General features: G+C 42.6%; 22 protein-coding genes. 6 read left to right on the plus strand and 16 right to left on the minus strand.

The window, feature by feature from the left end; all coding sequences use genetic code 11:
• Positions 1-21: 21 nt before the first annotated feature.
• From eat to AC1DO4_RS16655, 5 genes are all read right to left on the minus strand, one after another.
• Entirely contained in the window at positions 22-1,368 is a 1,347-nt protein-coding gene (eat, locus tag AC1DO4_RS16635) for an ethanolamine permease (protein ID WP_477417778.1), read from the minus strand.
• A 149-nt stretch (positions 1,369-1,517) separates the two neighbouring features.
• Positions 1,518-2,450: a sugar phosphate isomerase/epimerase family protein gene (locus AC1DO4_RS16640; protein ID WP_477417780.1), complete on the minus strand. Its 933-nt coding sequence runs from the start codon at positions 2,448-2,450 to the stop codon at positions 1,518-1,520.
• Between the two features lie 135 nt (positions 2,451-2,585).
• Positions 2,586-5,192, minus strand: a complete 2,607-nt coding sequence (locus AC1DO4_RS16645; protein WP_477417783.1) for an MGH1-like glycoside hydrolase domain-containing protein — start codon at positions 5,190-5,192, stop codon at positions 2,586-2,588.
• Positions 5,193-5,495: 303 nt separating this feature from the next.
• Entirely contained in the window at positions 5,496-6,566 is a 1,071-nt protein-coding gene (locus AC1DO4_RS16650) for a dipeptidase (protein WP_477417785.1), read from the minus strand.
• A gap of 11 nt (positions 6,567-6,577) precedes the next feature.
• Positions 6,578-7,690 carry a D-TA family PLP-dependent enzyme gene (locus AC1DO4_RS16655; protein ID WP_477417787.1) on the minus strand — a complete coding sequence of 371 codons (1,113 nt, stop codon included), beginning with the start codon at positions 7,688-7,690 and terminating at the stop codon, positions 6,578-6,580.
• Positions 7,691-7,742: 52 nt separating this feature from the next.
• Here AC1DO4_RS16655 and AC1DO4_RS16660 point away from each other — a divergent pair, with 52 nt between their 5' ends.
• Positions 7,743-7,886 carry a hypothetical protein gene (locus tag AC1DO4_RS16660; protein ID WP_477417789.1) on the plus strand — a complete coding sequence of 48 codons (144 nt, stop codon included), beginning with the start codon at positions 7,743-7,745 and terminating at the stop codon, positions 7,884-7,886.
• On the opposite strand, the gene AC1DO4_RS16665 is transcribed toward AC1DO4_RS16660, so the two are convergent.
• The 6 genes from AC1DO4_RS16665 to AC1DO4_RS16690 form a co-directional block, all read right to left on the minus strand.
• Entirely contained in the window at positions 7,836-8,300 is a 465-nt protein-coding gene (locus tag AC1DO4_RS16665; protein WP_477417791.1) for a RidA family protein, read from the minus strand. The genes AC1DO4_RS16660 and AC1DO4_RS16665 overlap by 51 nt on opposite strands.
• Before the next feature lie 98 nt (positions 8,301-8,398).
• Positions 8,399-9,508 carry a hypothetical protein gene (locus AC1DO4_RS16670; RefSeq protein WP_477417793.1) on the minus strand — a complete coding sequence of 370 codons (1,110 nt, stop codon included), beginning with the start codon at positions 9,506-9,508 and terminating at the stop codon, positions 8,399-8,401.
• A 96-nt stretch (positions 9,509-9,604) separates the two neighbouring features.
• On the minus strand, positions 9,605-10,420 hold the full coding sequence (locus tag AC1DO4_RS16675; protein ID WP_477417795.1) for a hypothetical protein: 816 nt from the start codon (positions 10,418-10,420) through the stop codon (positions 9,605-9,607).
• Positions 10,421-10,446: 26 nt separating this feature from the next.
• Entirely contained in the window at positions 10,447-12,000 is a 1,554-nt protein-coding gene (locus tag AC1DO4_RS16680; RefSeq protein WP_477417797.1) for a vanadium-dependent haloperoxidase, read from the minus strand.
• A gap of 26 nt (positions 12,001-12,026) precedes the next feature.
• Positions 12,027-12,959 (minus strand): hypothetical protein, encoded by a 933-nt coding sequence (locus tag AC1DO4_RS16685; RefSeq protein ID WP_477417799.1) that lies wholly within the window; start codon positions 12,957-12,959, stop codon positions 12,027-12,029.
• A 248-nt stretch (positions 12,960-13,207) separates the two neighbouring features.
• The gene (locus AC1DO4_RS16690) at positions 13,208-13,762 is read right to left on the minus strand and encodes a hypothetical protein (RefSeq protein WP_477417801.1); all 555 of its coding nucleotides are present in this window, start codon (positions 13,760-13,762) and stop codon (positions 13,208-13,210) included.
• A gap of 164 nt (positions 13,763-13,926) precedes the next feature.
• Here AC1DO4_RS16690 and AC1DO4_RS16695 point away from each other — a divergent pair, with 164 nt between their 5' ends.
• The 4 genes from AC1DO4_RS16695 to AC1DO4_RS16710 all read left to right on the plus strand — a co-directional run bounded on the left by AC1DO4_RS16695 (position 13,927) and on the right by AC1DO4_RS16710 (position 17,180).
• Positions 13,927-14,487, plus strand: a complete 561-nt coding sequence (locus AC1DO4_RS16695) for a YeeE/YedE family protein (RefSeq protein ID WP_477417803.1) — start codon at positions 13,927-13,929, stop codon at positions 14,485-14,487.
• A 1-nt stretch (position 14,488) separates the two neighbouring features.
• Positions 14,489-14,899 (plus strand): DUF6691 family protein, encoded by a 411-nt coding sequence (locus AC1DO4_RS16700; RefSeq protein WP_477417805.1) that lies wholly within the window; start codon positions 14,489-14,491, stop codon positions 14,897-14,899.
• 25 nt (positions 14,900-14,924) lie between these two features.
• The gene (locus AC1DO4_RS16705) at positions 14,925-15,512 is read left to right on the plus strand and encodes a TlpA family protein disulfide reductase (RefSeq protein ID WP_477417807.1); all 588 of its coding nucleotides are present in this window, start codon (positions 14,925-14,927) and stop codon (positions 15,510-15,512) included.
• A gap of 117 nt (positions 15,513-15,629) precedes the next feature.
• Positions 15,630-17,180 (plus strand): alpha-N-arabinofuranosidase, encoded by a 1,551-nt coding sequence (locus tag AC1DO4_RS16710; protein ID WP_477417809.1) that lies wholly within the window; start codon positions 15,630-15,632, stop codon positions 17,178-17,180.
• A gap of 139 nt (positions 17,181-17,319) precedes the next feature.
• Here AC1DO4_RS16710 and AC1DO4_RS16715 read toward each other — a convergent pair whose 3' ends face one another.
• The 3 genes from AC1DO4_RS16715 to AC1DO4_RS16725 form a co-directional block, all read right to left on the minus strand.
• Entirely contained in the window at positions 17,320-18,768 is a 1,449-nt protein-coding gene (locus AC1DO4_RS16715; RefSeq protein ID WP_477417811.1) for a phytoene desaturase family protein, read from the minus strand.
• 64 nt (positions 18,769-18,832) lie between these two features.
• A complete protein-coding gene (locus AC1DO4_RS16720) occupies positions 18,833-19,450 on the minus strand; it encodes a beta-class carbonic anhydrase (protein WP_477417813.1) in 618 nt (205 codons plus the stop codon).
• A 25-nt stretch (positions 19,451-19,475) separates the two neighbouring features.
• Positions 19,476-20,117, minus strand: coding sequence for a redoxin domain-containing protein (locus AC1DO4_RS16725; RefSeq protein WP_477417815.1), 642 nt, complete (start codon positions 20,115-20,117; stop codon positions 19,476-19,478).
• 427 nt (positions 20,118-20,544) lie between these two features.
• Here AC1DO4_RS16725 and AC1DO4_RS16730 point away from each other — a divergent pair, with 427 nt between their 5' ends.
• A complete protein-coding gene (locus tag AC1DO4_RS16730; RefSeq protein ID WP_477417817.1) occupies positions 20,545-22,200 on the plus strand; it encodes a L,D-transpeptidase family protein in 1,656 nt (551 codons plus the stop codon).
• Between the two features lie 60 nt (positions 22,201-22,260).
• Here AC1DO4_RS16730 and AC1DO4_RS16735 read toward each other — a convergent pair whose 3' ends face one another.
• Both AC1DO4_RS16735 and AC1DO4_RS16740 read right to left on the minus strand, forming a co-directional pair.
• On the minus strand, positions 22,261-24,537 hold the full coding sequence (locus AC1DO4_RS16735) for a GH92 family glycosyl hydrolase (protein WP_477417819.1): 2,277 nt from the start codon (positions 24,535-24,537) through the stop codon (positions 22,261-22,263).
• A 71-nt stretch (positions 24,538-24,608) separates the two neighbouring features.
• Positions 24,609-26,720 carry an alpha-L-fucosidase gene (locus tag AC1DO4_RS16740; protein ID WP_477417821.1) on the minus strand — a complete coding sequence of 704 codons (2,112 nt, stop codon included), beginning with the start codon at positions 26,718-26,720 and terminating at the stop codon, positions 24,609-24,611.
• Positions 26,721-26,722: the final 2 nt, after the last annotated feature.

The following is a 26,722-nucleotide window of genomic DNA, read 5'->3' on the forward strand; positions in this document are numbered from 1 at the left end:
TGTATTGCCAATGAATTGACCCTACCCTGCTTCGGTAAATACAGGAGCGGTCATCATTTCATCTGTAAGGGCAACTTTATGTTTTCCCATCAGCATAAAAACTAAAATTACCATGGCTAAGCCGGCAAAAAATATAAGGCTCATCTCCCCATTAAAATAAATGGTAGCAAACAAACATATTACGCAAATAACAAGTGCAATGGCCGGGAAAACAGGATAATAAGGCGCCGCAAAAGGCCTTTCCAGGTTAGGTTCCTTTTTTCGCAAAATAAAAAGGCTTATCATGCTCATCATATACATTACTACCGCCCCAAGTACCGATAGCATAATGATTTGATCTGTTTTAAACTTATAGATAAAAATGGAACTTACTATCCCGCCAACAACAAGGGCCCAATGCGGCGTTTTAAAACGATGATTAATACTTGCCAGCCCGCGAGGCAAATAACCACTTCTCGCCATAGCAAATATCTGCCTTGATGAGGCAAGGATGATACCATGCAGAGAGGCAATAAGGCCAAACAAACCAATACTTGCAAATATTTTGGTCAATCCGTTTCCTTTGCCCAGTACAATTCCTATGGCTTCTGGTAAGGGATAATCGAGGTTTTGTAGTTTGTGCCAGTCCGTTACACCTCCTGTAAGGATCATAACTCCCAATGCTAAAAACACTAAAGTAGCTATTGCCGAAATATAACCTCTTGGAATATTCTTTTTGGGGTCTTTAACTTCTTCGGCCACCATAGCCACACCCTCAATGGCCAAATAAAACCAAACAGCGAAGGGTAAAGCAGCAAAAACACCGCTCCACCCAAAAGGCATAGGATCAGTTAGGTAAGTAGCCATTTTAAAATGCGGAGTAACAACTCCCATATAGAGCAGCAGTTCTGCAACTGCCAACAGGGTAATGAAGATGGAAAAAGTGGCTGATTCCTTTACTCCATAGGCATTGAGAATAATAAAAATAACATTAAAGAACATAGCCGTATGCAAAACCGGAATATCATTATTCAGGAAATGCAGATATGTGCCAAGTGCCACTGCTATTGCCGGTGTGGCTACCAAAAAATCGACGAGAGTTGCGTAACCGGCAATTAATCCGCCGAATGGCCCCATAGCTCTGTATGCGTAGGCAAAAGCTCCGCCCGCGTGAGGAATTGAAGTTGTAAGCTCTGTATAGCTGAAAATGAAGGTGATATACATTACTGTGATAACCAAAGTAGCTATCAAAAGCCCAACAGTACCCGATACAGCCCAGCCCAGGTTCCAGCCAAAATATTCGCCTGAAATTACCAGGCCAACAGCAATTGCCCAAAGGTGAACGGGTTTTAAAACTCTTTTTAAGTGATCTGTCGGGGTTGTTGCCATACGCTTTTTAATGTTTTGATTTGCCGCCTTAAGATACTTAAAGGTCAGGTTAAATCAAAATGTGCGTACGTTATAGAATTGTTAAGTAGTAAATCTGCGCTAAAAATCAAAAAAGACCCTCCCCATCCGGGGAGGGTTGGATGGGGCCCTTACACCTTCAAAGTATTCTTCAAATATCCAATACTGCTGGTGATACTGGCCAAAGCGTCTTTTGGCATATCGTGTTCAACAAAAAAGTGCTGCATACCTGCAGATTTTGCAGCGGCAAAAATGGGTTTAAAATCTATAGTGCCACTACCTACGGGCAATACATTTTCACGAGCGGCATCCAGATCTTTTACATGCCAAAGCGGGAAACGACCAGGGTGCTGGTTAAACATTTCGACCGGATTTTTACCCCCTTTAATTGCCCATGCCAGGTCGAGCTCCATTTTTACATTTTGCGGGTCGGTTTCACTGAGTAACAGGTCATATGGTACTTTACCGTCAACCGGATGAAACTCCATATCGTGGTTATGGTACGCGAATTGAATCCCTACCTTTTTGGCAGCCTCCCCTGTTTTATTTAACACTTCAATGGTAGATTTGATCTCTTCCAGCGTAGCTGTTGGCGAATTGGCACATACCAGGTATTTGATACCCCCTGCAGCAGCATCGTCAACCAGCTCCTGCATATTATCGTGGAGGTTTTTCATTGGAGGAATAACCATTGGTTTACCATCGGCACCTGCAGGCATTTTTGCTCCGGGCGGAAGTTTGAACGGCGCGCCTAACACATGGTGCGAGGTCCAGTTCATACCCAGGTCATTCACCATAGCCTTAAATTCCTTTGGACTCATACCATAGTAACCGCCTTTTTTGCTGAATGCCGATTCCATGTCTTTAAAGTCGAGAGCTGCTATTTTTGTAAGAGTGCCTTTTACATCTTCGTCTATAACGCCAAAGAATGTGTATAGCTGCAAGCCTACCGCATGCGGGCTTGCCATATTACTTAATAAAGTAGCTGCTTTTCCTGATAAGGCCATGCCGCCAAGCACCAATGCACCAGTGCTTTGAATAAATTTTCTCCTGTTGTAATTCATGCTGATAATTTTAGTTTTAATGTGGTACAGTAAATCTAAATAATAAAAATCAGCAAATTAAAACTTATTGTGTCTTTTTTACACAATTAAGCATGATGAAGAGTTTTCAAACATACATGGTCATCCTGAACTTGCTTATGTACTACTACTCTGCAAACAATTGGCAATTAAACCCGTCCACCCGGTTTGGTGGGATGCACCCGCGCCACGGCCATTGTCGCCATCAAAAAACTCATAGAAAAGTATGTAATCTTTAAAGTTAGGATCTGTTTGCATTTTTTGATTGGTACCAAACAGTGGACGATTGCCCTTTTCATCACGTAAAAACAATTTGGATACCCGCAGGTATAGTTCATTAGCAACCTCGGCAAGGTTCATGAAATTACCGGATCCGGTTGGGCACTCTACTTTAAAATCGTCGCCGTAATACTGATGAAAGCGATGCAGGCTATCAATGATTAAATAGTTTATGGGCATCCAGATAGGGCCACGCCAGTTGCTGTTGCCGCCAAAAAGACCACTATCACTTTCGGCAGGAGTATAATCAATACCAAAGTCAACTCCGTTAACTGCCACTTTAAATGGATGTTCCTGGTGGTATTTTGACAATGAGCGAATGCCGTAATCACTTAAAAATTCGTTTTCATCAAGCATATACTTCAGCAATGATTTCATACGATAACCACGCAGCAAACTAATAAGGTGCCTGCCTTCGCGGTTTTTTTCGTTCCAGCGGGAAACCAGTGATGCAAGGTCTGGTCGCTTTTCGGCAAACCATCTCAGGCGCTCTTTAAATATAGGGCTATCAGTAATATCGGCTTCCTCCAAAACCTCGGTTGCGAATAGCGGGATCAGCCCCACTATGCTTCTAACCTTCATTTTGATCGATCCATCATCCGGGAACCGGATCTGATCGTAAAAAAAGCCATCGTCGTCATCCCAAAGGCCTTCGTTGTTTTCGCCGAGGTTTGACATCGCCTCAACTATATAGATAAAATGCTCAAAAAACTTAGAGGCGATATCTTCATATGCCCTATCGGTTTCTGCGAGTTCGGTAGCTATGCGCAGCAAATTAAGCGAGTACATGGCCATCCAACTGGTACCATCTGCCTGCTCCAGGTGCTGGCCAGACGGCAGTTGCGTATTCCTATCAAACACGCCAATATTATCCATCCCCAAAAAACCGCCCTCAAAAATATTATTACCAGAGACATCCTTACGGTTTACCCACCACGTAAAATTGAGCATCAGCTTATGGAAGATCCTCTCCAGGAAATACGTATCACCTTTGCCATTGTTGGCTAATTTATCGGTTGTATATATTTTCCAGGTTGCCATAGCATGTACCGGCGGGTTCACATCACCAAAATCCCATTCATAGGCTGGTAACTGTCCGTTTGGATGCATATACCAGTCGCGGGTAAGTAAAACAAGCTGGTTCTTTGCAAAAGCCATATCAATTGTAGCCAAAGGCAAACAATGAAAGGCAAGATCCCAGGCTGCAAACCAGGGATATTCCCATTTATCGGGCATGGATATTACATCTTTGGTATTAAGGTGTTTCCACTTATGGTTACGGGCATTTTCCCTGTTGACAGGAGGTTCGGGCTGTGAAGGATCGCCATTTAGCCATTGGCGGATATCCGAGTAATAGAATTGTTTGTTCCAAAGCATGCCGGCAAACGCCTGGCGCTGAATGAGGCATCTATCGGCATCCTTTTTATTGCTGTAAATATCATTATAGAACTGATCGGCCTCCGTTTTACGGGTATTAAAAACCTGGTCGAAATCCTCAAAGCTATAATTGGCATCCGGCGATAGCCTTAGCCTGATAGTTACACTTTGCCTGGCGGCAACGCTGATATCGTAATTTACAGCCGCCTTTGTGCCTGTATTTTTAAGATTAATGGTATCAGCATTATGTACAATATGATCGTTAATGCCATCTTTATGGTATTTATGTCCGCTATCAAACTTATGCAGGCGCCCCATATTGGTTTCATTTTCGCAGAACAAAACTTCGGGATTACCTTCTGTATGCAGCCAAAGCTGCCCAAGGTCTTTATGAAAAATTTCGGTTACGCCCTTGCCGTGTGCGGTAATGTACGGCTTGTAGTCATCATAACCCCAGCTCCAGGTATTGCGGAACCACAAGGAGGGCATTACATTAAGTACGGCATCGGCAGCTCCCCGGTTATGTACAGTGATCCTGATCAGGATATCGTCCTGGGCGTTTTTGGCATATTCAGTAAAAACATCAAAGTATTCGTCCTTATCAAAAATACCGGTATCAATCAATTCAAATTCAGGATCGTTACGGGTACGGCGTTTATTTTCATTAACCAGCAATGCATACGGGAATTCATTTTGCGGATACTTGTACAGCGTTTTCATGTACGAATGTGTAGGTGTACTATCCAGGTAATAATACAGTTCCTTTACATCCTCTCCATGGTTACCTTCGGGATTACTGAGGCCGAAGTAACGTTCTTTAATGATCGGGTCTTTTTTATTCCAGAGCGCGATGGCAAAACACAGGTTTTGTTGCCTGTCGCAGATTCCGGCAATGCCCTCTTCGCCCCAGCGATAGGCTTTACTGCGGGCCATATCATGGGTTATATAATTCCAGGCGTCACCGTTGGCGCTGTAATCCTCCCGTACTGTTCCCCATTGGCGATCACTTACGTAAGGCCCCCATTTTTTCCAGCTTGTATCCTTTAACCTTGCTTGTTCTGCGTTCATTGGCGCAAAGTTGGCTTATTTACAATAATTAACAGAATCGCAGGAGATGTTTTACACAAGGGTGAAGAAAACACAGTTAATAGCTAATGGTTCAAAGTGTTCCGTTTTAAAAGGCACTACAAGCAGTTATTTTTCAGAATTTTCCAAAAAAACACCATAACAAACTAACTATCAAATAGTTATCAATGATTAAAAACCAATTATGTACGACACAACTTGTCGTACAGCTGTTAAAATAAATTGCGGTGGAACACCTTTCCAGCTGGCTATCAGCACTTTATCGTAAACTAATTTTTTTGTTATTTACGCCCAGGCCGTTCTTAAAAATCTTAACCAGTTACCGTGCATCATATTCTCAATATCCGCATCTGTATAACCACGTTTTTTCAGAAGATGCGGTACTTTTTGAAGATCGGCAATAGTTTCCAGGTCATAAGGGCATTGCTCCCGGCCAAAGGCTCCATCCAAATCGGTACCCATGCCTACGTGCAGTGCATTTCCGGCTACCTGGCAAATATGGTCGATATGATCAACCATTACTTCCATGTTACAGTTCATTCCTTTTGGAGTGGATATTCCCCTTACCCATCCCGGCACCATCATCCAGGCATCCAAAGCTGCACCGATAACCGCCCCCCGGTCTACCAGCGCCTTTATCATCTCATCACTGTACTGGCGGTTATGGTTCACCAGCGCCCTGCAATTATTATGACTGGCCCAAACGTGGCCGTTAAAATGATCAAGCGCTTCCCAAAAGCTATCATCACATAAATGGGTAGCATCAAGTATAATGTTTAGCCGTTCCATTTCCCTTAAAAGCTCATGCCCTTTGGGCCCCATGTAGCCAGTGGCATCGGTACCCTGTGCATACCTGCCCGGACCGTAATGAGCCGGACCTACAGCACGCAAACCATAATTATAAGCACGTTCCAGGTGTTGTATCGTTACTATAGAATCAGCCCCTTCCAAACTCAGGATATAGCCTATTGCTTTATTTTCTGTTGACCGGCCATCATTCCAAAAAGACAAATGTTTTTCTAACGATGCCAGGTCATTCACCTGCACCATTTCACCGGCATCTTCCATAGCTTTATACCAGGCCACCTGTCCCTGTGTTTGCGCCCAGGCCTGTTCTGGTGAGTGCCAGCCGGGCAAGGGATTGCCAGGCGCAACATAACGCCCTATCTGTGTGGCTACTACCAAACCAATGTTGCCTTTACGCAATTCAGGTAAAGTTATTACTGCTTTAGCCCTATCTGGTTTATCTGTCAAGCCTACTTCGCGCTGGTTAAGTTCGGCAAGCGGGCGGGTAAGGTCGCGGTTCCACTCCAGCGCATTCATGCTGAGGTCTAAATGGGCATCAATTACAAACATAATTTATTCTATCAGATAGTGATCTTCCGGTCGCGGGCAGCATTTAACCACTCACCGGTAAGTGTATTATTTTCAATTGTATAAGCACGCTCATATAAAGCCACAGTTGGGCAAACATGGTGCGGGATACCATAAAGCACATCCCCTATTTTATAGTGGTGATCTTTACCGGCATCAACTACCAAATGCTCTTCACTCTGGCCGGTTGGCACCAATTCGGCAGCGTTTAAAAAGTAGATCCGTTTTCCCAACTCATTTTCGGCCGATACGGATTTATGGCCAACATCCAGGCAAAGCTTAGTAGTATCGGGCAGGGAAACCACTCTTGCAATTACCAGCACAGCCGGTAAAAATGGCTGATCGGGAATTCCAATTTCATAACCTCTATCCCAATAAACAAAAGTTCCGGGGCTACATTCTACAAGGTCTCTTTTGGAATGAATAGTGAATGTAGGCGAACCTCCTGCCACAATAACCGGTTCTGGATAATCCTTTGCTTTAAGGTCTTGCTGCAGTTTTAAAACCGGGTTAAAACCAGCATCACAACGTTCTTTTCTTTTAGCGAGATCAATATCGTGGATATGACCATCATAAGCATGCAAGCCAACAGGGTTTAGCCCATGCAGTACACTACAATCCATATATAGCTGCAATGCTTCAAATCCAGGGGCAATGCCCGTACGGTTCATCCCAATATTCAGATCGATATAAACATCGATCGTCAGATCATGTTGTTTAGCGGCCTCAGAAATCTCGCCCGCAGCAAGATCATTATCAACCAGGCATGAAAATTTTGTTTGCGGATAATGGTGTATCAGCTTAATGAACCTATCAAGTTTAGGCCCCACCGGCTGATAGGCAAGCAATACATCAGGGGCATTAGATAATGCCAATAGTTCGGCCTCGGCTATGGTGGCGCATTTGAACTTTTTAATCCCGGCAGCCAGCAATAGCCGGGTAACCTCTTTGTTTTTGTAAGTTTTTACATGTGGACGCAAACGGGTAACATCGTCGATCATGGTTTTAAGCAGATCAATGTTTGCCTTTACCCTATCCGGATAAACCACCAGCGCCGGCGTATCAAGCTTGTCGATATTATCTATCGTGAACCAGTTTTGAGCCATCGAATTTGTCTGAACCGGAATTAAACGAATTAAAGAATTTTGAATAACTTGTATGGCAATTTTACTCACCACTCACCACTCACCACTCACCACTCACCACTCACCACTCACCACTCACCACTCACCACTCACCACTCACCACTCACTAAGCCAGCTCAAACAAGGCTTCAATTTCAACGGGAATATTATCAGGTAACGACCCCATCCCTACCGCGCTGCGAACGCCTATACCGTTCTCTTCGCCCCATATTTTGGCAAAAAGCTCGCTTGCTCCGTTTATGATGAATGGGTGTTTTTCAAAATCGGGTGTGCAGTTAACCATACCCAATACTTTTATCACTCTTTTAACTTTATCCAGGCTACCAATATTGGCTTTTATAGTGGCCAGCATAGCTAAACCTACCTGACGTGCGGCCAGCTTACCATCTTCCATATTAATGGTATCACCAATACGGCCAATAATTAGCGTTCCATCATCCTGTACCGTTCCATGACCAGACAGGTAAAGGTATTTACCATCAACTAAACAAGGTTTGTAAACACCAAGAGGTTTTGGTGCCGGCGGCAGGTTTAAACCCAGTGCCGCAAAGTTTTCTTCGGGAGTGTTCATACCGTAAAACTATAGTTTTTTAACAAAATAGTATTACAAAAAACAAAAAAGCCGGGTATCTCACGCCCGGCTTCTCCTTAAATCATAAAATCAACTCTCTATTTAAATCTGTATGTTAATCCAACGTTTACAGCGTAATCGGCAAAGGCCGCATCGCCTTGTGTATAAGTTCCTGTAAGTCTTGTTGAAATTTTATCAGGAACACTTTGTGTACGGTCGCGTTTTAAAGCAACTGGTACAAATGCATAAATTGAAAACGATTTTAAACGATAGGTAACGCCTGGTTCGGCAGATATAATGTAACCTGTTCTTCTGAAACCATTGCTACCACCTACAAGATCTTTCACCGGTAAGCACTCATAACGCGCACCAGCCGAAAAATTAAATTTGCCTAAGCCATAGCTGGCACCGGCTCTTAGCATTATCTGGTCGGGCACGCTCATTACGTCGCTGCCATTGGCAACCGCTTTAGCGCTTGGGGTACCGCCACGTGCAGATGAAACACCATTTTGTTCTCTTGGGCTAATCAGGTAATAAAAACCACCATATACACCAAGCTTGTTGGTAAAGTTGTAATAGGTATTAACTTCGGTAGTTATGCCTGTACCGCCATCTCCCAATTGGATAGATTGATCAACAGGGCCAAGCACCTTCGTATCGGCTGTACCTCCCTGGTGGTAAAAATAATCCTGGTAGTTATAGGTGCCTGTAGCCAGTTTTAAACCCAAACCTACCTGTATATTTCCCCTACGGGCTTTTGCCGGGTTTAGTAACCACGCATATGCAGTTAAACGTATATCGCCTAAGCCAAATGAATGCGTGCTTAAGCGCTCTTTACCACCGTGCTCATATAAAGAGGAACGGCTGTTATCAACAACGGGAACATCCACTGCGAACGACCAACGATTGTTAAAGACGCGGGTAAGGGTTAGGTCTTGCGTATAAGAATGATTAATAACGTTTGTACCCAACGCAATACGTTGTTTTTGCTCTTTAGTACCCACAAAATGTTTGTACGACCGGAAGTAGCGGCTATTACTGTTCAGCAGCCAGCTTCCTTCGGCTGCACTGGCGCTATCGGGGTGTTCGTCCATAGTACATAAACCGCCTGTGCTCCTGATGGCTACGCAGCCTTGTGCATTTACATTGGTGTAATTAATAAGTACAAGAAACGCAATTGCGCAAATAGATTTTAAAAATAGGTTCATAGAATTTTAAAGTGTTTACAATGTTTAAATAATAAAAGGACAAAGCCGGGTGCTTAAACCCTGCTTAAACCTGTTTTTACAGGATTTTTATGTTGATTAATTTATATTTAGATGAGATTTGTTTTTAAAAGGCCATGCCAATAAACCGGAAGGTGCTTTTTTTACCGCGAACCACAGGGATAGCAGTACTCCATAACTGCCACCACGTTCTATCCACTCAAACATTTCATATTTGGGATAAAAAAGCTCGCTTGCTATTTTCCAGGCGACCAATACCAAAAGAATGTTGGCAAAAGGGCTGATGAGTACCGAAAAGGCTGCTACAATTTCAAATAAGCCTACCATTTGTGCTGTTTTACCAGGGTCATTAAATCCTAAAGAATGATATTGATTGATGAGTCCAGCTTTCTGGGTCAGGTTTAGCCAACCATGACCAAGCAGCAGCAGGAACGCGAATAACCTTAAACAATTTATTACTGTTTTTAAAGTAGATGCATCCAGGCTTACATGATCGTCCATACGGCTAAACCATTTCTTCAAAGGCATTTTAAAGCCACCCTGAAAAAGCAGCAGCACAAACGGGGCACCAAAATTGCCCGCGCGTTCAATTAATTCGGCAAATGGTTCGCCAGATAACGGGCGCATAGATGCAGTTATTAAACCCCATACCACCAGCCATCCGGCTACTGCACGTATCGGGTAAACCAACAGGGATAATCCAAACAATATGTCAACCGTACCCACATAAGGCATTAGTGTATATGACATATCATGACCTATCCCCACAACCGCAAAGTAATTGCACCATATTTGCTTGGTTATTATTCCAAACGCGCCATGCCCTATAAAACACATGGCACAGGCAAAGCGAAGCGTGTAATATATTTTTTGACCGGTAATTAAACGTGACATTTTTATAGCTTATTTGATAGTACTTATTACAGCCCGGCTCCGTCGGCTTTCCCCCTGTTAACTGCGTATTGCCCTACCTTATTGCCGGTTACCAAACCAACTTCACAATCGCTGCGGAAGTGGATACCACCATACAACCTTGACATGGCAGCATCGTGTGCCAAATCTGTAAACTTAGTACCCCTATCCGGCAATAAATAAGTTAATACGGTTGCTGCGGCACCGCTAAAATTAGAGTGGCCCGATGTATAAGCCGGGAAATTTGGCACTCCTGTGAGCGTTTTAATCAAAGGGTCAACTTGCGACGGACGCTGATTAAAGTAAAAATATTTGGTATCCCAACAAACAATTGCGGCATCCATTTCGGCCATGTTCAACAAGGCAAAGTTACGTGCCCAGCGCACTTCGCTATAATTTTGCTTTACAAACTCATCGGCAGCAATAGCGTTCCAATGGCCGGTTGGGGTATAAGTGGCAATACCATCTGCCCAAAAAGCAACCTGCTCTTCATGCTGGCGGCTATGGTTTTTACTCATTGACAATACCTCATCAACCTCTTTTTTATACTCGGCCGAGCTGGATAAATAAGGTGCAGCCGGGCGCAATGAAACAACAGTTAACGTATCAAACAAAAACGGAAGCACTTTTGAAAACAAAGGTAACATTGGCGGCCTTTTAGGCGTTTCTAAACTCAGCCAAAATTTACCTGGTTCAAACGCAGTTGTTTGAAGCTTTGCCCATACATTGGCATCGCCAATAGCCTTGCCGGCCCGGTCACCACGGGCACGTGCTGCAAACAACGCGGCAACCTGCTTACCTAATGATTCGCCTGCGGTAATTTCGCCTCTTGTATTGGCGCCAGCCATTATACGGTATAATTTTTCTTCCTGTGCCTTTTCATTAATGTAAGCCAGCTCTGTAGGGAACAACAGCTTCATCATTTCAACCGTAGTACTCGCAACAACAGCATCTTCACTTGGGTAAGATGGCAGTTCGGATACCGGAACCAGTGCCTGTATGGCTGCATCGTTTTTATAAGGAGCCGTGCGTTTGTAAGTGTTTTTGAAATGCCATGCAGCAATGAGGGCATCATATTGCGCAGCACTTACATAAGCATAAGCGCGGGCAGCAAACGGTGGGTTCGAGAACGGAAACTCCGGGTAGTTAAACGGATTGGCCGAACTTGGCGCCGGGTAAGTGCCGTCGCCATTTTGATATGGTGGAATATTGTGCTTTGCCACCAGTTGGCGCATAATCTCGTTCCACCTTAATACAGCACCCGCGCTCCAGTATTTTATAGATGCCTTTTGGTCATCAGTTAAATTCCGTTGTGCCGCTTTAATCTCATTAATATCCGCCAGATAGGCAGGTGAGGTAACTGCATCAGGTGCGGCAACGGTAAGCACACTAAAATCTTTAACCAATACGGGAGTCCAGGTATCAGCATTCAGATCGAGCTTTGCCGGCGTTAATGCAGGGTATAACGAAGTACGGTCTACAATATCTTTATTGCACGATGAGCTAAAAACGGCTACACCTAAAAGTACTGTAGGAATTATATAAAGTAATGATCTTTTCATCAGATTATTATTAAGTATTATCAAAATTATTTCTCTTTCCTGGTGTTAAAAACATAATAAACACCGCCATACATGGTTCTTGCCTGCCCCACATTTCTGCCTTTTAATACATAGTTACCACCGGCGGTTAGCTCTAACCCGGCTATCTTTTGAAAGCTGTATTTGAAGATGACACCGGCAAGTGTTGAATTCATTTTGTTACTTGGAAAAGGCATATCATTTTTCCTGATATCAAAACCACCCAATGTTGTAACCTTAGTAAGCACCGCCTCGGCATTAAATTGTAAACTCCTGAAACCGGCGCTCACAAAAAAGTTAGAAACATCGGGCATCTTCACTTCATTGGTATAATGCATCTCGGTAGTATAGTATGAATTCCTGTCGATAGTGATATTGCTCCTGCGAATGTACTGTGCCGCGCCGGCTACAAAGAAGCGGTTAACCTGGTAATTGAATAAACCACGTAAAGCAATATTTTTACTGTGCAAACCAATAGATAAAGGCAAAAAATCGGCCTCATAATTAGTTGCAGGAATTGATCCCGATAAAATAGCATGAAAGCTAAGTACACCTTTACCTATCTCTTGCTTAACAGCCAGCCATTTTACATATGCGCTTATATCCTGAAAATTACGCTCACCCCTTAAGGTACCGGCACTTGCATTTGTGGTTACATAAGGAAGTGCTATTGATACATTGATCTTATTTGTAAGACCATAAACAAAACCCAGCATATATGAATTTGAGCTTACGGTACCCAGGTTTGGGGCATCCCGTTTAAAAGTACCTTCCCAATAGTTATCCCACTGACTGTGGGTATAAACACCCGCAGCACAAACGTAGTTTTTGGGTATCATTAAGGCATCAGCATCTGTTTGCGCCTGCGCGTATTCTGAAAAAGTGAGGCAACATGCCATAACAATACAGCATCTGTAAAAATACAGCAATGAATGTTTCATTCGATTTAAGTAAGGTTTTTAGTAATAAGTTAACAATAAACAGGTTAAAGAAAAAATCATTTACGCCATTAAATAAAGGCCATTAAATAATTATGCAGCATTAAAGTTGGTAAGCATATAATAACGATGTCAATTGTTCAATAAACACTTATTGCACATTAAAGCAACAATTGGTATCGATCAATAATTAAATCAAACTGCGCTTTTTTTTAAAAGAACAATTCAACATCATAATTTATAAGCTATAATTAGCAGGTAAAGTTTGGCGGTTTGCCGGGAGACTCGATGTAGGGAAAATTTAAATGGTAAATTATAGGGCTGATATTAACTTTCAGCGGTGTAGAAAATGCAGCGAACTGGTAATTCATCGCCGTAAAACTATAATCGTTATTGGTACTTCCTTTTTTCAACGATGAATCGTGTCCTTTCTTGCTCAAAGGCACATCGTTGATTTCTTTGGCTATGATCAGGTTGGCAGATACCAGCCTGGTTTTAACGCTATTGGCTATACAAATGAACGACATCGTATCGGGTGCCATTTTGTATCTCAGGTAATTATAATAAACGCCCTTTAATTGCAGTTGGCCGTTAACGCGCACATAATCTTTCCATTTGTGGATTCCGGGCAGATGTACCGGTATTTTGATCTCGACAAGCTTGGTAGCATCGATCTTATTTTCGTAGATCTCTTTTACTATCTGCACTTCAGACTGGTGAATGAAATACTGGGCTACTAAATTGTATCCGCCCAAATTGAACAGATGCACATTTAATAATAGTATCGCAATAAACCTTTTCACCATTCAGAATATATTGTAGCCTTATATAATTACTGGTAAATATATTGTTACAATACTACTAAAGCAAATAAAAAGTAAAATTGTAGGAATGACTGTTATTCACACGCGTTAAAAAACAGATTTGCTGCTTACATTAAATATATTTGCGACATAACACCTTTAAATCTATGGATTTTTTAAAGCAGCCCTGGCCATGGTATATCGCCGGCCCGGTTATAGGCCTTTTTGTTCCGGCCCTTTTGCTTATTGGCAATAAAGCGTTTGGCATATCATCATCACTCAGGCATATTTGCGCGGCCTGTTTGCCGGCTAATATCTCCTTTTTTAAATACGACTGGAAAGAAGAAAGCTGGAACCTGTTTTTTGTAGCCGGTATTATTTTAGGCGGATTAGTTGCCACACAATACTTAGCCGGGAACCAGGCGGTTGATATTAATCCCAAAACTACTGCCCTGCTCAGGCAACAAGGTGTAAAGGATTTTATTGGTTTATTACCCCGGGATATTTTTAGCTTTAAGCAATTGCTTACTTTACGCGGCTTTGTTTTTATGGTTTTAGGCGGTTTTTTAGTGGGTTTTGGCACCAGGTATGCCGATGGTTGTACGTCGGGTCATGCTATTATGGGCATTTCTAACCTCCAATGGCCATCTATGATAGCAACATGCTGCTTTATGATAGGCGGCTTTGTAATGACCTGGTTTATTTTACCTTACCTTATGCAACTCTAACATGAAAAATATAAAATACCTCTTTATAGGTTTACTGTTTGGGGTGGTACTTGTAAAATCACAGGTGATCTCCTGGTTCAGGATCCAGGAAATGTTCAGGTTGCAGGCTTTTCATATGTATGGTATTATTGGCAGCGCTATTGTTGTTGGTATGCTATCAATTTTAATCATTAAACGATTCAGGATTAAAACCCTGCTTGGCGAAGACGTTATCATCCAACCAAAAAAATTCAGCTGGGGTAATGTTTACGGCGGATTGATATTTGGTTTAGGCTGGGCCATAACCGGCGCCTGCCCGGGCCCGCTGTTTGCACAAATTGGGAGCGGCTTTTTGGTGACTGCTGTAACCTTATTAAGCGCAATTGCAGGTACCTGGGTTTATGGATTACTGCGCAACAAATTGCCGCATTGAGTTTTACTGGCGCAAACCATTGAACATGATACAAAGAAAACATATCTCCAAATCAAACATCCTGTTTATAGTACTTATGACAGCGGCTTTAATTACATTGATAAATCCTGCAGCCAAAAGCTATTTGATCCGTGGATTAATGGCTGTAGGATTTTTTAAGCCAGATCCGGCGGGGTATGCCCGTCATCATGAAGTATTTGCAAATCTGCCCGATTATAGATATAAGGATTCAACCGGTAATATCATCTCTTTATCGGGCTTAAAACAAAAAGTAGTATTTGTAAATTACTGGGCAACCTGGTGCCCACCCTGCCTTGCCGAAATGCCATCGATCAATAAACTGTATGAAAAACTAAAAAACAATCCCAAAATAGTTTTTATAATGGTTGATGTGGATAATGACCCGGCCAGGGCCAGTATCTTCCTGCAGAAACACAGCTATAACCTGCCATTATATACATCCCTTAACCAGCTGCCAGATACATTATTAGGCGGCACCATACCTACTACGCTTATATTTGGCAAGGATGGAAGCCTGAAATACAAGCATTCGGGCGCGGTTGATTACAGCGGAGATAAGTTTAAGGAGTTTTTAGAAGAGGAAACGAATTAGAGGCCTCAGCCAAGACCCTCCTTTGGAGAATTTGGCTGAGGCTCTCAATTTTTTTTATTGTTATTTTCACACTTATTAATAATTTTTCTTTTCTTTACGGCATAAACCTGTTTTTCAATGAAAAGAAATTTGCTCTCCTCATTTGGCATTGCCGTGTTATGTTTAATTTCGGCAACCGGCTACAGCCAAACCGGTACTCTCAGCATCAGCACTGATTCAAAAACAACCATCAGCAAGCACATTTACGGGCAATTTGCCGAGCATCTGGGCCGTGGTGTATATGGTGGTTTTTGGGTTGATAAAAACCTGCCGGTTAAAAAGCAGGATCGCATCCGTTTGGATGTGGTTGATGCCCTAAAAAAAATCAAAATCCCTAACCTGCGCTGGCCTGGGGGCTGCTTTGCAGATGAATATCACTGGCGCGATGGCATTGGCCCCGCAGCACAACGCCCACGTATGGTAAATACCAACTGGGGTGGTACCACCGAAGATAACAGCTTTGGCACACATGAATTTCTGGAGCTTTGCGACTTATTAAAATGCGAGCCCTATGTTGCCGGCAATGTTGGCAGCGGCACGGTAGAGGAAATGTCGAAATGGATTGAATATCTAAATTCAAACAGTAGCAGTACAGTTGCCCAAATGCGCGCTAAAAATGGCCACCCTGCACCTTATAAGGTGACTTTTTGGGGTGTTGGTAACGAAAGCTGGGGCTGTGGAGGTAATATGAAAGCCGAATATTATGCAGACCTGTTTAAACGTTACGCTGCTTTTGCCAAGGATTACCCAGGCGCAAAGCTTCAAAAAATAGCCAGCGGACCAAACGCTGATGATTATAACTGGACAGAAGTTTGCATGAAGAACATCTCAAATTCGCTGATGTCGGGCTTATCGTTGCATTATTACACAATTCCGACAGGAGACTGGGGTAAAAAAGGATCGGCTACTGAGTTTAGTGAAAAAGAATATTTTAGCACTATGGTTAACTGCCTTAAAATGGAGGAACTGGTTAACAAACACTCTGCCATTATGGATAAATATGATCCTGAAAAGAAAGTTGCTTTAGTTGTGGACGAATGGGGTGTTTGGACGGATCCTGAACCGGGTCCCGACCATGGTGTTTTATTCCAGCAAAACAGCCTGCGTGATGCCCTTATAGCCGGTACAACGCTGAATATTTTTAATAACCATAGCGACAGGGTAAGAATGGCCGCATTGGCGCAAACTGTAAACGTATTGCAGGCGCTTATTTTAACCGACAAGGAAAAAATGGTGCTCACCCCTACTTACCATATTTTTGACATGTACAAGGTTCACCAGGATGCTAAATACCTGCCAATTAAACTAAACGTACCTAATTACGAGGTTGACGGTAAAAAGATAGAGGCTGTAAATGCTTCAGCTTCGCAGGATGCTGCCGGGAAGGTGCACATTTCATTGGTTAACCTTGATTTGCATAATGCCATAACCATTACTACCGATCTGAAAGATGTTAAATGGAGTACCGTTGGCGGCCAGGTATTAACTTCGGCTAAAATCACAGATATCAACACTTTTAAAAATCCTAACAAATTGCACCTTGCAAGTTTTACAGGTGCCAAAAAAGATGGTGATAAACTGGTAGTAACACTGCCTGCAAAATCTGTAGTGACATTAGAACTGAATTAAAACCCCTCTAAATCTCCCCTAAAGGGGAGACTTAAAAAATCTTCTTAAAGAGGCTGTATCATAAAATGATCAGCCTCTTTTTTCTTTGGATTTATTCGGGGCATAAATTTTATTTATGATACATCCTCTCGGGTAGAGCCTACAGCGGCTTTACTTTTATGCCCCAAACATCGCTCAAAGCTTTCTTAGCTGCATGATAACCGCACATGCCATGCACCCCGCCACCAGGTGGCGTGGAGGATGAGCAGATATAAAGTCCTTTTGCTGATGTTTTATATGGCGATGAACGCAACACCGGCCGGATAAATAGCTGACCAATATCAATTACACCGCCATTAATATCCCCACCTATATAGTTGGGATTATATTCCTCTAACTGTGCGGTATTGAAAGTATGCTTAGCTAAAATAGTATCCCTGAAACCCGGTGCGAAACGTTCCACCTGCTGCTCAATAATATCAGTCATATCTTTACCAGACCCATTGGGTACATGGCAATAGGCCCAGGCGGTATGCTTACCCCTGGGTGCGCGGGATTTATCAAACGTGCTTTGTTGTGCCAACAACACATAAGGCTTATCGGGATGCCTGCCCTTCCATATCTCTTTCTCCCCTTCGGCAATTTCTTCGAAGGTATTACCAATGTGTACAGTTCCGGCTTGCTTTACCGCTTCGGCTTTAAAAGGTATTGGCGCGCCTAATGCCCAGTCGACCTTAAATACACCGGCACCATAACGATAGCGTTCCAGCTGCCATTTGTATAAAGATGAAAATTTATGACCGGCTATTTTTAATAGTTGCTTTGGTGTAATATCAAACAAAACCGCATGGGCAGATGGCAGTTGATCTAATGACTGAACATAGCAATCCGTTTCAATCTTTCCGCCTATAGATATAAAATAGGATGCCAAAGCATTCGCTATTTGCTGCGAACCGCCCTTTGGAACCGGCCAGCCTTTTAAGTGTCCATGGGCCATTAATACAAGTGCAATAGCCGAGGTAGCTATATTGCTCAGCGGCTGTATAGCGTGGGCTGCCATTCCCCCGAACAGGCCTTTTGCTTTTTGGGTTTTAAATGTTTTAGCCAACCAGGTTGCCGGTGTAAGCGCCGGCAAACCAAACCGGGCCATTAACAAAGGATGCTTTGGAAAATGCAGCGGGCCTAATACATCGGCTGCAACAAGGGGCCAGTTTTTTACTATCGGCTTCATAAGGTTTAGGTAAGCCTGTTCATCGGCGCCAAGCTGCTTTGCTGTTTCATCAACCGATTTTAGTAAAACAGCAGCCGTACCATCATCAAATGGATGGGCGGCTGCCGTTTCCGGAAAAATATATTCCAGGCCATGCTGTGCAAGAGGCAGTGTTTCAAAAAATGGCGATGCTACCGCAAGAGGATGAACAGCCGAGCAGATATCATGCTTGAAACCTGGTAAAGTAAGTTCTGCTGTACGCAGGCCCCCTCCTATTTCTTTTTTCCCCTCCAGCAACAATACAGACAGGCCGTTTTGCTGCAATAATATTGCTGCTGCCAGGCCGTTTGGGCCCGACCCAACTATTATGGCATCGTAATCGCGCTTTTCAAGCTTCATCTATATTTTTCAGAGGTTTTGTACCCCTAAGATATCCAAATTAACAGCTTCGCGCTTATATAGTTTAATTAAAAACTTCGCCGGCATGGCTGGCTTCGGGCACCTCGATCAATTTGCCCGACCGCACATCATACACGTAACCGTAAATGGGGATATGCCCGGCAACTAAAGGATGGTTCCTGATGCGCTCCACATCTTCGGTAACACTGGCTTCCAGGTTTTTAAAAGTAAGGAACGCAATATGGGCCGCCTCATCAGATCCACCGCTTTCGTCGATATTATGCCAGCCATTTTCATCAATCGCAGCTGTTTTTAAACTTGTAGCCAGCAGGTTACGGATTATATCATCGGTAAATAAACCCATACCACAATCGGTATGGTGAATTACAAACCACTCTCTAGTACCCAATAATTTATGCGAAATAACCAGCGACCTGATGGCATCGTCGCTTGCACGCCCGCCCGCATTGCGGATCACATGCGCATCACCTTCGGCCAAACCTGCATATTTCGCCGGATCAAGGCGGGCATCCATACAGGTTAAAATAGCAAACTGACGTTTGGGTGGTATGGTAAGTTCGCCCTTGTTGCCAAAGTGTTTCACATATTCACTGTTGGCTGAAAGTACCTGCCGATGCACTTTGGTCTTCACTTTCTGAAGCTCATCTATCGTGATTGACATAGTTTTAATTTTACGTGAATAAATATCAGGCAGATCTCCTGCTGTTAGCTATCAATGAGGCCTCATAAACCGAAGAAATAATATCCTCGCCAAAAAAGGTTCCCAAAAAGTCCAGGTCGATATGGTTATAGATAACCTGTTTATTGGCATCAATAATATAAGTAGCCAACAAGGGTACATTTACATCAATTCCCGAAAATCTGTTCCAAACCGGGTCATTGTCAGAATAGATCCTGAATATATTAGCTATATTTTTTTCTTCGTCGTGATAAAAGTTAAGGGTTAAGCTGTTTTCCCAGGCTCTCTTTCCCAGTTCTTCGGTACGCTCATCGCTGATGATCAATAAATTACCCCCGTTGGCTTTTATTTCCTGTTGAATATTGTTCAGCTTCTTCAGCAGCTCAAAACCTTGCTGCCCCCAGTGGCGCGAATAAAAAGCAATCACCAAAGGTTTATTTAACAACTGCCTTAATGAAATTGGTCCATGCGTTTGAGCCCCGTTAAAAAACGACTGCCAGCGGCTGTAATCACTCAAAAATTTCAGATCAGGAATATAGTTACCTGCTTTTACAGGTTTTAAAGGCTGGTAAGGTTTAAACGGAATATCATTATCTTGAACAATTTCCGAAAGATCAAAAAACGGGTATTTACTATTTGAGGTTAACATTTGTAATAGAATAATGGGTATATATAATGGGTATATAAATTATTTTTTGTTGGGGTTACGGGATAATACATCACGTTCAACAACGGCATAATCCATATATTACCCTGCTGTAATGTAACACACCATCGGTTGGCATATTCATTTGACTAATCAGATAAGCGTTCATAAAATATATTAAATAACGAGGTCAGTAAACTTTTTATTTGTTGAGGGGTTTTACGGGGAGAGGAATTCAACAACAACACATACAGGCTATATCCTTAAGATCGTTATGACTTAAAAAGCTATTTGTATGGTATTTTTGCACTTTACTTTGCATGATTTTGAATTAACAAGACAAATATACTATAATGTCTATATATTTAGTATACTTTATTTGATATTTTAATTATTTTTTTCCATTCTCTATCTTACTAATAAAAAAGCTATGCTAAAAGGAGTTTATAAACATTTGCCGATACTGCTTATCCTATTCATTTTCAATACATTTAGCTGCAAACAGGTTATCAAACACAAGCATTCAAAAGCCGACACATTAAAAAAGGAAATTGTTAAAGAATGGAATAAAACTATTCCCGGTAGTTTCAGCGACCAAACCAAGCTTGTTTTTGACAGCGCGGAGGTTATTGCCTTTCTTAAAAAGTACCCCGCTTTTGAACCCTATGCTAAAGATATTAACATGTTTTATAGCAAGCGTAAATTTGCCTATGCATGGTACGCCAACGGTCAGCTGATAGAACAGTCCGGAAACTTATCAGACAGGTTGACAAACCTGCAAAATGAAGGTATTTATAAAGCCATCCCCTACCCAAAATCTTTAGATTCGCTGGTATTTGAGGTTCATCCCAAAGATAAAACCTTTAAACCCAATGTTTCCACCGAGCTAATGCTTACCGCCCAATATTTTGTGTTTTCGAAGCTGGTATTCCAGGGAATGAGCAATGCAACAAGCAAGGCCGTAAACTGGTATCTACCCCGAAAAAAAATCGCGTATGATGATTACCTGGATACCCTGCTGAAACAAAAGGGTAAAGTCGGCAGTACTTTATCTGAACCTGTTTACAGGCAATATGACCTCCTAAAAGCTTTTCTAAGCAAATATCGTGCTTTAGATGCCAAAGAAAAATGGCTTGCCATCCCTTCGGCTAAGGGAATAAAGCCGGGCGATTCATCTGTAGTTATATCGCAAATTAAAACACGGCTTTATAAACTGGAGGATTTTAAAGGAGATACACTTAGTAACATATTTGATGAAGAAATAAAAGATGGCATAAAACAGTTTCAGTTAAGGCATGGCTTAACCAATGACGGCTTACCAGGCCCCGAAACTATTGCCGAAATGAATGTTCCCCTGGAAACCCGTATCCGCCAGATTATTGTTAATATGGAACGATGCCGCTGGCTGCCGGTTAGCTTAAATACCAATTACCTGGCTGTAAACATACCCGAATTTAAACTGCATGTTTACCATGCCGATAGTTTGCTTTGGAGCTGTAATGTGGTAGTTGGCCAAAAGGTGCACCAAACCGTTATTTTTTATGGGCAAATGCAGTACGTAGTATTCAGCCCGTACTGGAACCTGCCAGAGAGTATTATCCGCAACGAGGTTTTACCTGCTCAGCGTAGGAACCCCAATTATATAAATGAACATGATATGATCATCACCGGGCAGTTGAATGGCTTGCCGGTGATTAAACAAAAACCCGGTCCGGCAAATTCGTTGGGCTTGGTAAAATTTCTTTTCCCCAATAGTTATAGTATTTATTTACACGATACACCTTCAAAATCATTATTCGGCGAATCATCACGGGCGTTTAGTCACGGTTGCATCCGGGTGGGCGAGCCTGCAAAACTTGCGGCATTTTTACTAAAAAGCGATACTACCTGGACCGCTGAAAAGATCAGCCTGGCAATGAACTCCGGTATAGAAAAGCAGGTTACACTGAAACAAAAAGTACCGGTATTTATAGCTTATTTCACGGCATTTACTGATAGGGGCAACAAGCTTAACTTCCGTAAAGATATTTACAACAGGGATGAGCAGTTAGCGTCCATGATATTATCAGGGAGTGGAAAGTATTGATATATATCTAAAGCGTCATGCCGAAAAATTCGGCATGACGCTTTTATTCTTATTGTCTGCCTACTTCAACACTGATACCGCTTTATTAGCATCACCAATTCCCCAAACTGTTCCTGGCTTATCCCCCATGGTAATCACCAGTTCGCCGCCGTTCATTAAATCCTTATGGGCGAAATAAGTTTTGGTATAGTTAGCGCCATTAAGGCTCATTGAGTTGATATACTTATTTTTAGGACCATTATTTTTCACCACAATATGAAACGTTTTATTGCCCTGTAATTTCAGTGTGGCCTCATTAATAACCGGGCTGCCGAATACATACAATCCGTTTGCCGGGTTAACCGGGTAAAAGCCCAGGGCCGATAAAACATACCAGGCCGACATCTGGCCAACATCTTCATTACCGATAATGCCATCGGTTTTATCGGTATAAAAATCATCTAAAATGTAACGCACCTTTTCGGCTGTTTTCCATGGCTGGCCAGAGTAGGCATAGTAATATGTCATTGGGTGGCTTGGCTCGTTACCGTGCGCATATTGACCTATTAAACCCGAGATATCATTGGATGCTAATTTGCCCATATCGCCTTTAGCAATAAACAATGAATCAAGTTTGATATTAAATTTATCTTTACCACCCAAAAGGCTGATCAAACCCTCCACGTCCTGGGGCACCAGAAAGGTATATTCCCAGCCGTTGCCCTCGGTAAAATCTCCATGCTCATGAATAGAGATAAACGGGCTGTAGGGTGTACGCCATGCATTTTCTGACAGACGGCCACGCATAAAACCGGCTTTGGGGTCGTAATAGTTTTTATAATATTGCCCACGCTTGCTGAAATATTCATAATCAGCTGTTTTACCCAACTTTTTAGCAACCTGAGCAAGGCACCAATCATCAATTGCATATTCCAACCCCATGGAAACAGATTCGGCAGTACTATCAGCAGGTATATAACCAAATTTCTTAACAAACTTAATACCTCGGGCGTCCTGCATTGCTGTGGTTTTCATGGCCTCATAAGCCAGGTTTGCATCAAAGCCTTTATAACCTTTTAGTAAAGCATCGGCAACTACCGGAACCCCGCTGTATCCTACCATACAATTAGTTTCATTAGCAATTAAATGCCAAACAGGTAAGCTCCCTTGCTGCTGGTAAATGGCCAGCATAGAGTTAATCATATCGTTTGTATGTTCGGGATGTATAATGGTTGACAATGGGTTATTTGACCTGTACGTATCCCAAAGCGAGAACGTGGTCACATTATTAAAGCCTATATTTTTATGTACTTTTTTATCAGTACCCCAATATTCGCCATTCACATCATTAAAAACAGATGGCGCTACCATGGAATGATAAAAAGCGGTATAGAATTTTTTAAGCTGCGAAATTGAATCTGCCTTGATGCTGATCTTCTGAAATTGCGTATTCCATGCTTTATCAGCATTAGCAACAACTTTGCTAAAATCCCAGCCCGGTATTTCGGCTTTGATATTTAACATGGCATTTTCGGCACTTACCGGCGAGATACCTACTTTAGCATAAACTACTTCGTCCTTGGTGGTTGTAAAACTTATAACACCTTTAACTTTTATACCTTTTAATTGCGATCCTGCTGCTTTGGCTGTACTATCGTACACAGTAAATGTTTTTATAGGTTTTGAGAAAACTGCCGTGAAGTAAATACGCTGATCAACAGCCCAGCCATTTGAAAAACGGTAACCGCAGATGGTATGACCATCCACTTGCTTAATGTACGTTTCCACAGGCCGGTCCCAGCCTATACCTTCCTTCAGGTCGATAACGATATGCGCATCTTTGGATGCCGGGAAAGTGTACTTATGCATCCCTACCCTGGTACTGGCCGTAAGTTCAACACCAATATCATAGCGTTTAAGTTTTACTTTGTAATAACCTGGTTTAACTACCTCATCCTTGTGGCTAAACAGCGATACATAGCCGCTTTGCATGTCTTTAAGCGTACCTTTAATCGTTTTTATCGGGCCGGTTGTTGGCATAAAGGAAATATCACCCAAATCGCCTATACCTGTACCGCTTAAGTGAGTATGCTGAAAACCAACGATGGTAGAATCGGAAATATGGTAGCCGGAACACCAGTCCCAGCCCTCGGATAAATTGGTTGGCCCCAACTGTACCGCGCCAAAAGGAACATTGGCACCAACAAATACATGCCCATGAAAGCCTGTACCTATGTAAGGATCAACATATTTTGTAAGACCGGGTGTTTTTACAGCCACCGCCTTTTTATGCGATTGGCTAAATGAATTTAAAGCTAAAAGTGCCAGCATTCCGGCTAAACAGATCTGTTTTTTCATTTTATTTATAGGATGATAGTGCAGTGGTTCATCATATTTTTCAAACCTAAACCACGGCACATAATAGTTTATTAATAAACGCTTAATTCGGCAACGGTAATACCATTACCGGCAATTACCCGCGTGGCTTCAAATTTAAAATATCTGGCGTTTACGGGTTTACTTAAAACCACCGGCTGCTCAATCGGGTTCGATTTAATATTTGAAAACTCGCCAGATGCAGCTTTAGTCCATTCCTTACCATCGTTACTTGTGTAAAACACATAGCTATCTACTATTCCTTCAGGTTGCTTATCCTGCCGCGGTAAATAACCAAAGGCTTTGATATCATGAGCGCTACCCATATCAATAGTAATTTGCTGCGGATAGGTTGCAGCATCCTTTTGCAACGTACTGTACAGTGTACCGGAATGCTCATCAATCGCATTTTCGGCGCCATTATTGTTTGCAGTTGCGGCATCCAAAACTTTCCAATAGGCTTTAGCATAACCTAATGAAACAAAAGTTACATCGCTTTTTTTCGTGGTGCCTTCAAAACTTCTTGCTTTAACCACACCATCATCCATTACCGTAAATGGTTTTGTATATAATGGGGAGCTTAGTGTAGGCTCCTGCCCGTTTAAAGTATAACGGATAGCACCCACTGGGGCTTCGGTAGTGATGCTAACTTCACCTTTTTTATTCCTAACAATCTTTGGAGCTGTGAGGTGTACGGGTTCTTTATATAATCCAAAATCGCTTAACGCAACAGAAACAGGTGATTTGGTTATTCTTACTCTTATTTTACCCGAAGTAATATTCTGTGTTAAACGGATCAGCCTGTTTCCGCCTATGCTTGTGGCAGCGCCTATTTGCTGCCATTTACCGTTTATATAGGCATCTACCTCCAAAGCTTCAATACGCTGGCCAAGTTTAATATTCTCGCGCAGGCGGATCACATTAAAAGTTTTAGGGGTATGCAGATCAATGGTCACTTCGGGCGTGGTGATCTTATCATCAGTAGCCCAATAACTGTAACGGTCGTTATCAATCAAAAACTGGGGGCCATACTTGATTTTGTTGCCGCCACGCACATTGCTGGCTATTATTGTTGCACCTTTTGCCAGGTTAACAGCAAAGGTTTGTTTAAGCAAATTACCAAATGCGGTGAGCGATTTAACATCTATCTCGTTTACTATTCCCCGCGGATCAGGAGATAAGCCCAGGTCAAGCGCCGCCCCGCGCCCTACGCTTTTATAATAAAGATCGAGCAGTGTGTATGGCGATTTCACGCCATCATCCTGCGTTTTATGGTAAAACCAGCCCGGCCGTAATGAAACATCGCACTCTGCCGGCATCCAGTAATCGCCGTTGCGGGTACCTTCTGTTCCTTCGTAATCTTTTACAAAGCCGTTGCCTGGTTTCTTGCCTTCTTCGGGGGCGTGCGGCGTATAAGTAGCCCAGCAGGTTTCGCCGGCGTGGCCCTCTTCGTTGCCAACCCAGCGCACATCAGGCCCCACATCGCCAAATATAACCGCGTTGGGTTGCAGCTTACGGGTGATTGCCCAGGTAGTATCCCAGCCATAATAAGTAGACCGGTCTATCTTTCTTATTTCGCGCTTGCCGCCATAATAACCATCACCACCATTGGCGCCATCGTGCCATGATATAAACAGGGGACCATAATTGGTATACAATTCCTTTAACTGCGCGCGATAGATGTTTATATATTCGGCAGTTCCGTAGTTAGGGTTGTTTCTATCCCATGGCGAGCAATAAACGCCCAACTGCATGCCTAATTTATCGCAGGCCTCCCGGTATTCCCTCATCATATCGCCTTTGCCGTTCTTGTATGGACTTTTTGATATATTATGTTCGGTAGTTTTTGTGGGCCAAATGCAAAATCCGTCATGGTGCTTAGCCACAACTACTACACCCTTAAAACCACCGGCTTTAGCCGCCGCAACTATTTGCATAGCGCTAAACTGCGAAGGATTGATCAGTTTTGGATCTTCGTCTCCATATCCCCACTCCTTGTTGGTATAAACATCAACACCATAATGAATAATGCAGTACATCTCCATCTGCTGCCAATTTAACTGACCTTTAGTTGGCAGCACACCATAAGGCTTAGGCGTAGCCTGGCTAAATCCTTTTAGGCTGATGATAAATAACAATAAAGCAATGCCTGTAAACTTCCTCATAA

It is taken from the genome of Mucilaginibacter sp. P5_A6 (assembly GCF_056400585.1).